Raw genomic sequence first — 14422 nt, forward strand, 5'->3', positions numbered from 1 at the left:
CGAGTTTCCTCGGGGCTTTCCTTGATAGTTAACCGTTATTCTGCATCTTTTTTATCTGCAGCCTCAACCGTTGATTCATCAACTTGCTCAGGTTTTTCGACTTTTGCTTCCGCATTCGCTTCTGGTGCAGCGGATTTCTCAGGCTGTGAATTGACGTGATCCGCCCAGCCTGCAGGCTCTCGAATCACTTCTTTACGCGCCATAAGATCATCAATCTGGCCAGCATCGATCGTTTCATACTTCATCAACGCATCTTTCATTGCGTGCATGATGTCCATATTGTCGATCAGAATCTGTCTCGCACGCTCGTAGTTACGGTCAATCAACTGACGTACTTCATCATCGATGAGTTTTGCAGTGTCATCCGACATATGTTTGGTCTGTGTCACACTGCGTCCTAAGAAGACTTCACCCTCATCTTCGGCATATAGCATCGGACCCAGTTTTTCAGAGAAGCCCCACTGAGTGACCATTTTACGAGCGATATCTGTCGCGCGTTCAATGTCATTTGATGCGCCAGTAGACACTTTGTCTGCACCATAAATCAGCTCTTCAGCTAAACGACCGCCATACAGGCTTGAGATCATCGACTCAAGGTGCTGACGAGACATGCTGACACGGTCTTGCTCTGGCAAGTACATAGTCACACCCAATGCACGACCACGCGGAATGATCGAAACTTTGTAGACTGGGTCATGTTCAGGCACCAAACGGCCAACAATTGCATGACCCGCTTCGTGATACGCCGTCGATTCTTTGGTTTCTTCTGACATCACCATAGAACGGCGCTCTGCACCCATCATGATTTTGTCTTTCGCCAGCTCGAACTCAACCATAGATACATTACGTTTGTTACCTCTGGCCGCAAACAGAGCCGCTTCGTTGACCAAGTTGGCCAAATCGGCGCCTGAGAAACCAGGAGTACCACGTGCGATCAATGAAGGCTCAACATCCCCCGCCAGCGGTACTTTACGCATGTGTACTTTGAGAATTTGTTCACGTCCACGGACATCTGGTAAACCAACCACAACCTGACGGTCGAAACGGCCAGGACGCAACAACGCAGGGTCTAGTACATCAGGACGGTTAGTCGCGGCAATGACAATAATGCCTTCGTTGCCTTCAAAGCCATCCATCTCCACCAACATTTGGTTCAACGTTTGTTCGCGTTCATCGTGACCACCACCAACACCAGCACCACGTTGGCGACCAACCGCATCGATTTCATCAATAAAGATGATACATGGCGAGGCTTTTTTCGCTTGCTCAAACATATCGCGAACACGAGAAGCACCGACACCGACAAACATCTCAACGAAATCAGAACCAGAGATAGTAAAGAACGGTACTTTCGCTTCACCAGCAATCGCTTTAGCTAACAACGTCTTACCCGTACCAGGAGGTCCGACCATCAAAACGCCCGTCGGAATCTTACCACCGAGCTTTTGGAAACGGCTCGGATCGCGCAGATAATCGACAAGCTCTTTGACGTCTTCTTTGGCTTCATCACAGCCCGCCACATCTCCAAATGTCGTTTTGATTTGCTCTTCGCTCATCATGCGAGCTTTGCTCTTGCCGAATGACATGGCGCCTTTGCCGCCGCCGCCTTGCATCTGACGCATGAAGAAAATCCATACACCAATCAGAAGGATCATTGGGAACCAAGAGATAAAGATGGTGCCAAGTAGACTCTGCTCTTCTGGAGGCGTACCTTGCACTTTCACATTTTGGTTAATCAGGTCATCAAGTAGCTTTTGGTCGTACACAGGCATATAAGTGACGAACTTCGCACCTCCGCCTCGGCGAACAAAACTAATTTCACCATTGTTAAAGGTTGCTTCCTGAATCTGGCCTTGGCCAACTTCCTGTACAAATGTGGTGTAATCAACTGCTCTGCCGTTACTCTCACCAGGGCCAAAGCTCTGAAATACCGACATTAAAACCACAGCGATAACCAGCCACAGAATTAGATTTTTTGCCATGTCACTCAAGGTGTCAGCCTCTCGATAACTAATTGTAATTAAAGGTAGGGTACTACAGTTTGTAACCTGTATCTATAGTGTTAACTTTGCCCTGCTAGAGCTAAATAGTTAACCTTTGTAACCAGTGGCTACAACAAAGACTTCGCGTGAACGCGCTCGCGATGACTCTGGTTTTCTGATTTTAACGACCTTAAACATGTCGCGAACGCTTTTAACGTACTCATCAAAGCCTTCCCCCTGGAAAACCTTGACCACAAAGCTACCATTAGGCGCCAGAACTTGTCGACACATATCTAGAGCTAATTCAACCAAGTACATAGCCCGTGGTTGATCGACCGAGTTGTTGCCCGCAATATTTGGTGCCATGTCAGACATAACCACGTCCACCATCGAAGGTTGGATTCGCTCCAAAAGCGCTTCTAGTACAGCGTCATCGCGAAAATCGCCTTGTAAAAAACTAACGCCGGCAATCGGATCCATGGGTAACAAATCACACGCAATCACTTGTCCTTGTTCGCCGAGAATCTTAGCCGCATACTGAGACCAACCACCAGGTGCCGCCCCTAAATCCACAACGGTCATTCCTGGTTTTAACAACTTATCTTTCGTTTGAATCTCTTCAATTTTAAAGTAAGCACGAGAACGATAGCCTTTCTTTCTGGCCTCATTGGCATACTTATCATCAAAGTGCTCTTTTAACCAACGGCCAGAACTGGCCGAATGTTTCTGTTTACTCATTCTAATCTCAACGAAGCTGTTTGCAGACCTATTACTTTGATAGGCAGACTCTATCGCTCAATAAATTATAGTCTTCAGCAATAGATGGCGCTAAAATAGGTTTTTTCAACCCTTAGTTTAAATAAAAATGGCGGCGGAATGAACCTAAGCACCAAACAAAAGCAGCACCTAAAAGGCCTAGCTCACAGTTTAAAACCTGTTGTGCTCATGGGCGCAAATGGACTTACAGAAGCCGTGCTTGCCGAAATCGAAATCGCACTTAATTTTCACGAACTGATCAAAGTGAAGATTGCTTCTGAAGAGCGTGAAACAAAGCTGCTGATTGTCGATGCGATTGTTCGTGAAACTGGCGCGGAGAAAGTACAAGTAATCGGTAAAACTCTGGTACTTTTCCGTCAATCGGAACAACGTAAAATCGAACTTCCACGTAAGTAATGACGATATTTACGTAAGCAACGAACAAAAGAAAGGTCGCGCAGTGCGACCTTTTTCGTAATTTTATTTATCAAACGCTTAGATGTATTCCACGCGGTCAATTTCAAAATCTTTCGTGCCGCCAGGCGTGGTGATTGCCACTTCATCACCTTCCATTTTACCGATCAGGCCACGTGCAATTGGCGAACTGACAGAAATGCGCCCCGCCTTGATGTCAGCTTCATCTTCACCAACAATTTGATAAGTTTTCTCTTCGTCGGTATCGCAATCGATCAATGTCACGGTCGAACCGAAAATAACCTTACCTGTGTTTTCCATTTTGCTCACATCAATCACCTGAGCCACGGACAATTTGTACTCAATATCGCGAATTTGCGCTTCGCATATCCCCTGCTCTTCACGAGCAGCATGATACTCGGCGTTCTCTTTCAGATCGCCCAACTCACGGGCTTCAGCAATGGCCTCGGAAATCTGTGGACGCAACTTGAGCAATCTTTCTAATTCTTGGCGCAGCAACTGTTCGCCGCGAGCTGTCATTGGAACTTTTTCCATTTTCTACCTCTATGCCAAAGTGTCCTTTGGACAAAAAAAATCTACCCACTCATAGGAGTAGGTAGTTACAGAACATTTATGTGTTTAGTGTAAACAAACTTTAGCACCAAATCATCTTAATTTGTTCTATCGCTTTTCGCTGCCTCAAACAAACATGTATAGCCTGCGAAAATAGCCATGGCCTGCCGCAATAGACAACATTCCTAACGATTAAGTTGCAGATAAACAACTAAAAAAAGATAAAAACAAACTAAATCACCCCACACATAAGAAAGAAAAATAACATTTATATTCAATAAATTAAAAGCAAAAAACAAAAATCGAACACCGTTCATTATTAGAATTTATATCATTTTACTAACCAGCTCGAGAGGTTTGGCAGTACAACATGGCAGTCAAACGACGTTGCTCGCTCTTATACGCGTTACTCCTCAAACGTTTATGGGTAGCCGCAGCGAAGATTCAACCAAAACAAAGCTATCTGTCACGAGAGCGTTAAGCCTCACTCATAGCGATATATGGACTGCTAAAACTAGGACTATAAAACGATGAAAAAGACATTAATTGCTCTTTCGGTATCTGCTGCTGCAGTGGCAACGGGTGTGAATGCAACTGAAATTTACAACCAAGACGGCGCTTCTCTAGATATAGGTGGCCGTGCAGAGGCGCGTCTTTCAGTAAAAGATGGTAATGCGCAGGATGACTCACGTGTTCGTCTAAACCTTTTAGGTAAAGTAGACATCCAAGACGGTCTATACGGTGTCGGTTTTTACGAGGGCGAATTCGCTACTAATGACAATGGTGAAAACAAAACCAACAATAACTTAGACAACCGTTACGCTTATGCTGGTATCGGCGGTACGTTTGGCGAGATCACCTACGGTAAAAATGATGGCGCGCTTGGCATCATTACTGACTTTACCGACATCATGTCTTACCACGGTAACTCTGCAGCGAAGAAAATTGCTGTTGCCGATCGAGTAGACAATATGGTTGCCTATGCTGGACAGTTTGACGCACTGACTGTGAAAGCAAGTTACCGTTTTGCTGACCGTTATGAGGAAGCTTCAGGTTCAGACAGCAAGTATGTCAACAATGGTCAAGACGGCTACTCACTTTCAGCCATCTACGCTATCGGTAATACTGGCTTGGCACTAGGTGGTGGTTACGCCGATCAAAAAGATCAAAATGAATATATGCTAGCGGCGTCTTACACTATGGGCGATCTATACTTTGCTGGCGTTTACACCGATGGTGAGTTAGCGAAAACTGGTGGTGATTACACTGGTTACGAATTAGCAGCGCGTTATACGATGGGTCAAACCGTCTTTACTACCACCTATAACAACGCAGAAACTAACAAGAACACTTCTGCAGATAACGTAGCATTGGATGCCACTTACTACTTCAAACCAAACTTCCGTGGTTATGTTTCTTACAACTTTAACCTGATTGATGCAGGTGATAAGTACGGTACTGTTGGTAGCACCGTTGCGACAGCAACCAAAGCACAAGCAGAAGACGAACTGGCTATCGGTCTACGTTACGACTTCTAATACGCCTTATTCGGCCTACGACTCTCAACGCCTGCTCAACTAGCAGGCGTTTTTTATCCCCGCTATACTGTTGGCACTTTGATACTCCACAGGCAATACGCATGCGCTTTTTTCTTCAATCATTGTGTCTTCTCGGCTGCGGCTTTTTTGCTCATGTCACCTCGGTACAAGCGGACAATTACGCCCCTTTGGCTTATCTGCCTGAGGGTAGTCGAAGCAGCTTGTGGGTTGAGAACTTACAAAACCAAACCAGCCTGAGTAGCTTGCCAAGCAATCCACAGCTTTTTCCACCAGCGAGTACCTTAAAATTAGCCACAGCACTGGCAGCCAAATTAGAGTTGGGAGACGATTTTGTTTTTACCACTCAACTGCTGCGCGATAAGCAGGATATTATTTTACGCTTTTCTGGCGATCCCACGCTCACAACAGAACAGCTCAAAACCCTTTTTGCTGAGGCAAAAGCACAGGGGATAACGCAGATTTCAGGCGATATTTGGCTGGATAACAGTGTGTTTACAGGCTACGAACGCGCCGTGGGTTGGCCGTGGGATATTTTGGGCGTTTGCTACAGTGCTCCATCGAGCGCCATTACATTAGATGAAAACTGCGTCCAAGCTTCGATTTATACCCAAGATGATGGAAACACGCGCGTTTACGTACCAGAGCACTTTCCTATCTATGTGACGACTGACGTAAAAACCGTTTCCAAAACTGTGAAAGAAGCGAGCCATTGTGATTTAGAACTTTTGACCTCTAGTAATAATCAGTATCAGCTCCAAGGTTGTCTCGTCGAACGCGATAAGCCGTTACCGCTTAAGTTTGCGGTGCAGGACTCAACACAGTACGCGACACGAATTGTCTATACCCTGCTAAGACAGCTCGATATCAAATTCACTGGGCAGATTCGCATTGGTGCACCGAACTCGACCTCAGCTACGCTGCTCGCGACGCATCAATCTGCTCCATTGCCGACTTTACTCGATTCAATGCTCAAGCATTCTGACAACTTGATTGCCGACAACCTGACCAAAGCGCTGGGCGCACACTTCTATCTTCAGCCGGGAAGTTTTAACAACGGCACCGAAGCGATCAAGCAAGTCTTGTTCGCCAAGGCGGGAATCGATCTCTCCAGAGCACAGCTCGCTGATGGTTCGGGATTATCACGCAATAACCGCATGAGCCCACAAGATATGATGGCGATATTAAAATATCTCTGGCAACACGACGCCCAGCTGCGGATTCTCTCCATGCTACCGAAATCCGGTGTCTCAGGCACATTGAAATACCGCCAAAGCATGCGCCAAGAACCCGTGAAAGGGCAAATTCTCGCCAAGAGTGGTTCGCTGTATGGCAGCTATAACATGGCCGGGTTTATACTCGACCAAAACGGCCAACCGAGATCCGCTTTTGTGCAGTTTATCACTGACTATTACCCGTCAGAGGAAAGCACGCCCGTGGCACCGATTACCCAATTTGAAAACGCCTTCTATCGCGATTTGCTGCAGTTTAGTCAAGTCACCACTCAGCGCCCCTAACGGTTACGGGTAGCAGCAAAAAAAAAGCGCCTCACAAGGCGCTTTTCCACTTTAAGACAATCAGCCGAGTTCAGGCGATAGTGACACGGGCAAACTTACGTTTGCCGACTTGGAACACATAAGTGCCAGCAAGCGGTTCAAGTTTAGCGTCTTCGATCTTTTCGCCATCTAGCTTCGCGGCGCCTTGTTTAACCATACGCATCGCTTCCGAGGTCGATGCGCACAGCTCAGCGTCTTTCAACAGATTGGCGATCGCGGTACCTGCGGCAAACGTAAACTCTGGCATTTCATCAGGCACTTGGTTTTTAGCAAAACGGTTGACAAACTCTTGCTCAGCCGCGTCTGCATCAGCTTCGCTATGGAAACGAGCAATGATCTCTTTCGCCAGCAACACTTTAATATCGCGTGGGTTTTTACCCGCTTGAACGTCTGCTTTGAACTGTGCAATCTCTTCCAAAGGACGGAAAGAGAGCAGTTCGTAGTAACTCCACATTAAAGTGTCTGATATCGACATGATCTTGCCGAACATCTCACTCGGCGCTTCGCTGATACCGATGTAGTTGCCTGACGATTTCGACATTTTCTTCTCGCCATCAAGGCCCACAAGCAGTGGCATCATCAGTACTACTTGTGGCTTCTGGCCGTGAGATTTTTGCAGTTCGCGGCCCATCAGTAAGTTAAATTTCTGGTCCGTACCGCCAAGCTCAACATCGGTTTCCATCGCAACCGAGTCCCAGCCTTGCAACAGTGGATACATGAATTCGTGAATGGCGATCGGCTGACCACCCGCGTAACGCTTTTTAAAATCGTCGCGCTCCAGCATGCGAGCCACGGTTTGGTTCGCTGCAAGACGAATCATCCCTTCCGCACCCAGCTCAGAAAGCCATTCAGAGTTAAACTGAATTTTGGTTTTGGCTGGATCAAGGATTTTGAACACCTGCTCTTTATATGTTTCAGCGTTACGCAGTACATCTTCACGGCTGAGCGGTGGACGCGTGCTGTTCTTACCCGTTGGGTCACCGACCATAGCGGTAAAATCACCAATCAGGAATGTCACTTCATGACCTAATTCTTGGAACAAGCGAAGCTTATTGAAAATAACCGTATGGCCTAGGTGAATGTCAGGTGCTGTTGGATCGGCGCCCAGTTTAATACGTAGAGGACGGCCTTCTTTTAATTTTGCGATTAGCTCTTCTTCTGGAATCAGCTCTTCAACACCGCGTTTAATCTCGGCTAGTGCAGCTTCAATGCTCGCCATGCTTGTTCACTCCCACAAATTTGGCAAAATATAATAGCTGGACATCTTACTTGAATAGCACTGCATTTTGAAACAAGTTAGACTGTTCCAAGGCTATTTTTCTCTCTTAGATATCATTAAAAACCAGACATGCTTTCGATTTTTACCCGTCTTCCAATGCTGCACAAAATGTTCATCGGCTTTTTTAGTGCAATTATATTCAGCGCTGCCTTTTTGCTCCCCGATGTAAACGATTTGCGCCCCAAGGAAAATCATTTGCAAGTCGGCTTGCATTATCCGATTGAACTCAATACGCAAAGCTTTTCTCTCACAACGCCACTTAGCGCCGAGTCGGCCATCAGCCGTTGGGAACAGCACCGAGTGAAAGAAGGCGAAAGCGCCGCATTGCTCTTTAGCCGGATTGGCTTGTCGGCCAGTTTGCTTCATCAGCTGATCAGCACCAACAAAGATATTCAAGAGCAGTTAACCAAGCTGCGCCCTGGCGATCTGTTGCAATTTGGCTTTGATGAGCAAAACAATCTGCTGCAACTCAAAAGACAATTAAACGCGTTCGAAACCTTTGCCATACAGAAAGAAGGCGAGCAATTTATTTCACAATTAGACCGCAAAGAGGTCAACTATCAATACGCCTACGCCGAAGCCACGATTACTTCCAATTTCTGGAACGCAGCAATCAGCGCTAATTTAACCCCTAACCAAATCATGGAACTGGCGGGCATTTTTGGTTGGGATATCGATTTTGCGTTAGATATTCGTGAAAAAGACAGTTTTCGCGTTCTGTATCAAGAACAAGTCGTTGAAGGAGAAGTGATTGGTCGCGGACGGATCATCGCGGCGATTTTCCACAACCAAGGCGAAACATTCACTGCGATTTATGATGATAGAACCGACAATTACTACGATGAGAATGGCCGTGCGATGAAAAAAGCCTTCCTTCGGGCACCGATCGATTTTCGCCGTGTCAGTTCCAATTTCAATCCACGTCGCCTTCACCCGGTGACTGGCCAAGTCAAAGCACACCGTGGCACGGACTACGTCGCGCCAGTGGGCACTCCTATTTGGGCGGCGGGCGATGGCGTGGTATTGCAATCTGGCTACAACCAGTTCAACGGTAATTACGTATTTATCAAACACAGCAATACTTACATCACCAAATATTTGCATATGAAAAAACGTCTGGTCAAAACGGGTCAACGGGTAAAGCAAGGGCAGACGGTTGGCACGCTTGGTGGGACAGGCCGCGTCACGGGTCCGCACTTACACTACGAATTTTTGGTCAATGGGGTGCATAAAAACCCCAGAACGGTAAGTTTGCCTCAGGCGCAATCACTGAACGGAAGTGCAAAACAGACCTTTATCGCCAACTCCACACTGAGTCTGGAAAAATTGGAGCGCTACAGCAAACTGCTGGCAATGCAATAACCTTCGGGCAAACGAAAAGAGGCAATTCAAATTGCCTCTTTTTATTTCACCCAATACCTCTCACAGCGCTATTTTACCGCAGTATCTGCCGCTTCTTCATCCGCAATCAGCAGCTCATATTCATCCGGCACAATGGGTGAAGCTTTCTCGCGACCCAACATCAACAAACAGGGCGTAAGGACTAACGTTAAAACGGTCGCGAAAGCCAGCCCACCCGCAACTGCGGTTGCCAATTGCGACCACCATTGAGTACTCGGTGCACCGAACTCGATTTTCTGATTGATCAAATCGATGTTCATCTCAAGCACCATGGGCAGCAGCCCTAAAATGGTCGTAATGGTGGTTAACATCACCGGGCGTAAACGCTGAACTCCGGTTCTGAGAATCGCTTCTTCCCTCTCCAATCCACGTTTTCTCAGTTGGTTGTAAGTATCAATCAAAACAATGTTGTTGTTCACCACAATGCCAGCCAAGGCAATCACCCCAATCCCAGACATAATAATGCCAAAGGGCTTTTGGAAAATCAGTAACCCGGCAAACACGCCAACGGTTGAAAACAAAACCGCACTTAAGATCAGAAACACTTGATAGAAACTGTTGAACTGAGTGATAAGAATCAAAGCCATCACGGCCAGCGCCACCATAAACGCCGTTTGCAAAAAGGCAGACGAGTTTTCCTGCTCTTCATTTTGCCCACGGATTTTAAACTCCACCCCAGAAGGAAGGCCGAGCTCACTGAGCGCTTGTTCAATTTTCGGCAGTTCCAACGCCAAATTGTAGCCTTCAGCCATATCCGCCATCACGTTAATCACGCGATGCCCGTCGATACGCTTAATGGTATCTTGCTTATGATTCGGTTTGATCTCCGCAAAATTGGTGATGGGTACTAATCCCGCTGCCGTTTTCACCCTCAATTGATCAAAACGGCCAATATCGCGTTTGTCTTCTGGATAACGTACCAGAATATCGACTTCTTCATCCGCATCATCTGGCAAATAATCGCCAATTTTCAAGCCATTGGTGACAAACTGCACGGTATTGCCAACTAAGGTGGCATCAGCAGCAAAGCGAGAAGCGTCATCACGACGAATATCGATCTGCCAGTCAATTCCATCTTTACTCGACGAGTCGCTAAGATTGGTCAAAGCGGGATTGTTATCCGCCCAATGACGCACAAGCTTCGCCGCTTCGTCTAAGTAATCGGGCACACGCGAAGACATTTCGATCACGAGATCATGTTCCACTGGCGGCCCTGCATCCGGGAACTTGTACTCAATTTCCACCCCAGCAAATTTCGATGTCGTTTGCTTGAGCTCTTCGATGATGGTTTTCACTTTGCGACGGTATTGCCAATCGACTGGCGTTATCTGAATCTGCCCTATCTCATCATCGCCCCCCGTTCGAGTGTAGACACTTTCAAACTCATCGTGGCCGAACATGACTTGTTCGATATCACGCATCACGACATCTTTCTCATAGATAGAAAGATCGCCATACGAGCGAACTTTGACGGTAAAGAAAGGCGGATCAACCTCAGGGAAGAATTCCGCGCCAAGACCAGCTTTGCTGTAGGTAAAACCGACACCAACCGCCAGTAAGATCGCACTCAACAGAATTTTCAGCGGATGGCGAATGGCAATGGAGAGGGTTTGATAGTAAAGCTTGGTGATCCCCGTTGCTTTATCAAATTCGCCGTTGTGCAGTGCTACCATACGACGTTGATTTTCAGTGGAAACATTTTGTGGTTTACCAATCAAACCACCGAGTACGGGCACAAACAGCAGCGCCATAATCAGAGAAGCGGCTAACGTTGCTATCAAGGTCAGCGGCAAATACTTCATGAACTCGCCGGTAATATCTGGCCAGAAAAGCAAAGGAGCAAAAGCGGCGAGCGTGGTCGCGGTGGAAGCGGTAATCGGCCACGCCATACGTTTGGCAGCATCAAGATAGGCACTGCGCCTCTCCACGCCTTCTTGCATGCGTCGATCGGCAAACTCCGTCACCACAATTGCGCCGTCAACCAACATGCCAACTGCCATGATAAGAGCAAACAGCACCACAATATTGACGGTTAAACCAAACACGGCCAACACCAGTAAACCAGTTAAAAATGAGCCCGGAATCGATACGCCAACCAAAAACGCGGTGCGAACACCTAAGATGGCGATGATGACAATCACCACCAGAATAATGGCCGACAAAATGTTGTTTTGCAGATCGTTGAGCATCAACTCAACGTCTTTTGACTGATCCCAAGTGTACTTAACCAACAAGTTCGCTGGCCAATCGTCTCTTTTTTGTGCCTCTTCGATAACCAGTTTTACCAACTCAACCGTTTCGATGATGTTCTCACCTGCGCGCTTTTTGACATCCAGCACCACGGCAGATTTACCATCGAGGCGGGCAAAACTTTCCGGATCGCGAAAAGAGCGGCGCACCGTTGCGACATCGGCAAAGGTGATCACTTGCTTACCGTCCACTTTGATCGGCAACTCTAAAACATCTTTAAGTGAGTCAAAAACCGAAGGCACTTTCACCGAGAAACGGCCGTAGCCGGTATCGATGAAACCTGCCGCAACAACTCGGTTATTCAAGGCGATCAAATTATAGATATCGCCCTGATCAAGACCATAGCTCTCCATCAGTAGCGGATCGACGACGATTTCCACGATATCTTCTCGGTCACCGGCAATATCCACTTCCAGCACCTGACGAAAGCTTTCTAGTTTGTCACGAAGCTGACGGGCAACCTGAACAATCGTGCGCTCCGGTACCGTGCCATATAGCACAACCGACAAAGCAGGCTCTTCCGAGGCGAGCGTCACTTCGTTCACCGTTGGCTCATCGCTCTCCGTCGGCAATTTCGGCTTAGCTAAATCGACCGCTTCACGCACATCCGCCATGGCTTTGGCCAAATCACTGCCAACAGTAAACTCCAACACCACAGAAGCATGTCCCTCTGAAGCGGTGGATGTCATCTCTTTAACGCCCTCAATCGAGCGCAGCTCCTGTTCAATCGGCCGCACCAACAGCCGCTCAGCATCGGCAGGCGAAATGCCTTGGTGGCTCACCGAAACATAAATAATCGGAATGGTGATATCTGGGCTCGACTCTTTGGGAATCGTCATGTAGGTGCCCACACCAGCAATCAAAATCAAGATCAGCAAGCTGATCATAGTGCGCGAGCGCGATAAGGCCGCATCTATGACAGAAAACATACCGCCCCCTTAGTTGACCGCGACACTGGCTTGGCGCGTCGCATGGACTTTATCACCATCGCGCACAAAACCTTGACCAAGGACGATAATGTCAACTTTGTCTCCCAACCCAGAGAGCCAAACGCCATCTTGCTCCGCTTTGACCAGTTGAATAGGCACAAAACGCACCACATTGTCTTGCAAAGTCTTCACGCCTAGATTGCCATTGTTATCCAGTGCCAGCATGGCCGGCGTTACTTTGATGGCTAAGGTTTCATCTAAGGTAAGATGTACTTCAGCGCTCACCCCCGCTGGGATTCGCTGCATGCGGTTATCCACTTCGACTTCAATCGGGAAGGTATTAGTGGCGGGAGACGAGACCTGCCCTACGTAGCGAATCTTACCGTCCAAGACCAGACCGTTGAGGAGACGGACTTTCGCCGTTTGCGAATTGGCCAGCGATTGCACATGGCGCTCACTGACATCGGCCTCTATCAGCAACTTATCCAAGTCAATCACCGTCGCAACTGGGTCGCCGATACCAACAAAGTCGCCGAGTTCGACAAAACGACTATCCACAATGCCATCAAAAGGAGCTTTCACTTCGGTGTTGCGCAGCTCGGTTTCCACCGTCACCAGATTCGCTTTCGCTTCCACTAGGGCCGCTTCGGCCGTGGCAAAGGCCACTTCACCTTGTAGACCACGGTTGTTGAGCGATTGCGCCGCTTTGAACTCTTTCTGCCGAACGTCCAGCATGGCTTTGGCACGCTGCAACTGGGAGTCGAGATCGCGTTTATCTATCACGGCGATCACTTGGCCTTTGCGTACCGCTTGGCCCTTTTCGACTTCTAAACGCACAATTTTTCCAGCGATTTCAGCACCTAACTTGGCTTGCCGATTGGGCGCTGTACGGCCATAGAGATCAATACTCTTGGCGGTATTTTGTGCGTTAAAGGTTTGAAAAACGACACTCGCGAGTGGAATCGCTTGTTCTTTGCTAAGGGGCGCGGGCTCTTCGGCTTGCAGAGAACCGACACTAAGCCACGTGGTTAATGCGAGAATAATAAGTAGAGAAACTAGCCATGGACGCTGCAAAAAAAAGCGGCCTTGTTGTTTGATAGACATAAAAAGTCCTTTTTATTTGCTCCCCGGATTCTGGAGCATGTTTTACGCAATATCCTAGCGGCGTAAAACAAAGGTAGTTGCGCAATACAACTACCTTTGAAGAAAAGTTTAACCGGATTACACGCTAAACGAGGCGCCGCAACCACAGGTGGTTTTGGCATTGGGGTTATCAATGAAGAAACGCGATCCTTCTAACCCTTCCGTGTAATCGACCACACCGCCGATCAAATACTGCAAACTCATAGGGTCAACCACCAGAGTGACACCACTATTTTCAATGGTCATGTCACCGTCGTTGACGTTTTCATCGAAAGTAAAACCATACTGGAAACCGCTACAGCCACCGCCAGTAATATAGACACGCAATTTCAGCGCAGGATTTTCTTCCTCAGCAATCAACATTCTTACCCGTGCCGCTGCTGCATCCGAAAAGGATATTGGTACATTCATATCGCTCACGACGACCTCTCTCACTCGTGTAATGCCGTCGGTATGATTATTCCAAATAATTCACGCGACGGACGTATCTTTTTTGATATGAGAGCGATTATCCAATACCTGACCAAGACGTTCAAGTATTCACCACCTTATAGTTCACTCTTAAGCACTACATTCTAGCTTG

Annotated in this window: 11 protein-coding genes; 4 read left to right on the forward strand and 7 right to left on the reverse strand. The window is 47.5% G+C overall.

Translation table 11 applies throughout. The features are described 5' to 3' along the window. Window positions 1-35: 35 nt before the first annotated feature. The gene (gene ftsH / locus EA26_RS17385; protein WP_039430388.1) at window positions 36-1991 is read right to left on the reverse strand and encodes an ATP-dependent zinc metalloprotease FtsH; all 1956 of its coding nucleotides are present in this window, start codon (window positions 1989-1991) and stop codon (window positions 36-38) included. 99 nt (window positions 1992-2090) lie between these two features. Next, a complete protein-coding gene (gene rlmE, locus EA26_RS17390; protein ID WP_039430389.1) occupies window positions 2091-2720 on the reverse strand; it encodes a 23S rRNA (uridine(2552)-2'-O)-methyltransferase RlmE in 630 nt (209 codons plus the stop codon). A 138-nt stretch (window positions 2721-2858) separates the two neighbouring features. On the opposite strand from rlmE, the gene yhbY reads away from it, so the two are divergent. After that, entirely contained in the window at window positions 2859-3155 is a 297-nt protein-coding gene (gene yhbY / locus EA26_RS17395) for a ribosome assembly RNA-binding protein YhbY (RefSeq protein WP_039430390.1), read from the forward strand. A 78-nt stretch (window positions 3156-3233) separates the two neighbouring features. Here the strand turns inward: yhbY and greA are convergent, their stop codons facing one another. Continuing rightward, the gene (greA, locus tag EA26_RS17400) at window positions 3234-3707 is read right to left on the reverse strand and encodes a transcription elongation factor GreA (protein ID WP_039430391.1); all 474 of its coding nucleotides are present in this window, start codon (window positions 3705-3707) and stop codon (window positions 3234-3236) included. Between the two features lie 548 nt (window positions 3708-4255). Between greA and EA26_RS17405 the strand changes: the two genes are divergently transcribed. Together EA26_RS17405 and dacB are read left to right on the forward strand one after the other, a co-directional pair. After that, window positions 4256-5263 (forward strand): porin, encoded by a 1008-nt coding sequence (locus EA26_RS17405; protein WP_039430392.1) that lies wholly within the window; start codon window positions 4256-4258, stop codon window positions 5261-5263. Between the two features lie 101 nt (window positions 5264-5364). Continuing rightward, window positions 5365-6798 carry a serine-type D-Ala-D-Ala carboxypeptidase gene (gene dacB, locus EA26_RS17410; protein WP_039430393.1) on the forward strand — a complete coding sequence of 478 codons (1434 nt, stop codon included), beginning with the start codon at window positions 5365-5367 and terminating at the stop codon, window positions 6796-6798. A 70-nt stretch (window positions 6799-6868) separates the two neighbouring features. Here the strand turns inward: dacB and tyrS are convergent, their stop codons facing one another. Further along, on the reverse strand, window positions 6869-8056 hold the full coding sequence (tyrS, locus tag EA26_RS17415; protein ID WP_039430394.1) for a tyrosine--tRNA ligase: 1188 nt from the start codon (window positions 8054-8056) through the stop codon (window positions 6869-6871). Between the two features lie 129 nt (window positions 8057-8185). Here tyrS and shyC point away from each other — a divergent pair, with 129 nt between their 5' ends. Then, entirely contained in the window at window positions 8186-9478 is a 1293-nt protein-coding gene (gene shyC / locus EA26_RS17420) for a peptidoglycan DD-endopeptidase ShyC (protein WP_039430395.1), read from the forward strand. A gap of 68 nt (window positions 9479-9546) precedes the next feature. On the opposite strand, the gene EA26_RS17425 is transcribed toward shyC, so the two are convergent. The 3 genes from EA26_RS17425 to erpA form a co-directional block, all read right to left on the reverse strand. After that, complete coding sequence (locus EA26_RS17425; protein ID WP_039430396.1) at window positions 9547-12696, reverse strand: efflux RND transporter permease subunit; 3150 nt, start codon at window positions 12694-12696, stop codon at window positions 9547-9549. 9 nt (window positions 12697-12705) lie between these two features. Further along, a complete protein-coding gene (locus EA26_RS17430) occupies window positions 12706-13800 on the reverse strand; it encodes an efflux RND transporter periplasmic adaptor subunit (protein ID WP_039430397.1) in 1095 nt (364 codons plus the stop codon). Between the two features lie 117 nt (window positions 13801-13917). Further along, window positions 13918-14259 (reverse strand): iron-sulfur cluster insertion protein ErpA, encoded by a 342-nt coding sequence (erpA, locus tag EA26_RS17435; protein ID WP_039430398.1) that lies wholly within the window; start codon window positions 14257-14259, stop codon window positions 13918-13920. Between the last annotated feature and the right edge of the window lie 163 nt (window positions 14260-14422).

Origin of the sequence: Vibrio navarrensis, assembly GCF_000764325.1 — a bacterium.
GTDB lineage: Bacteria > Pseudomonadota > Gammaproteobacteria > Enterobacterales > Vibrionaceae > Vibrio > Vibrio navarrensis.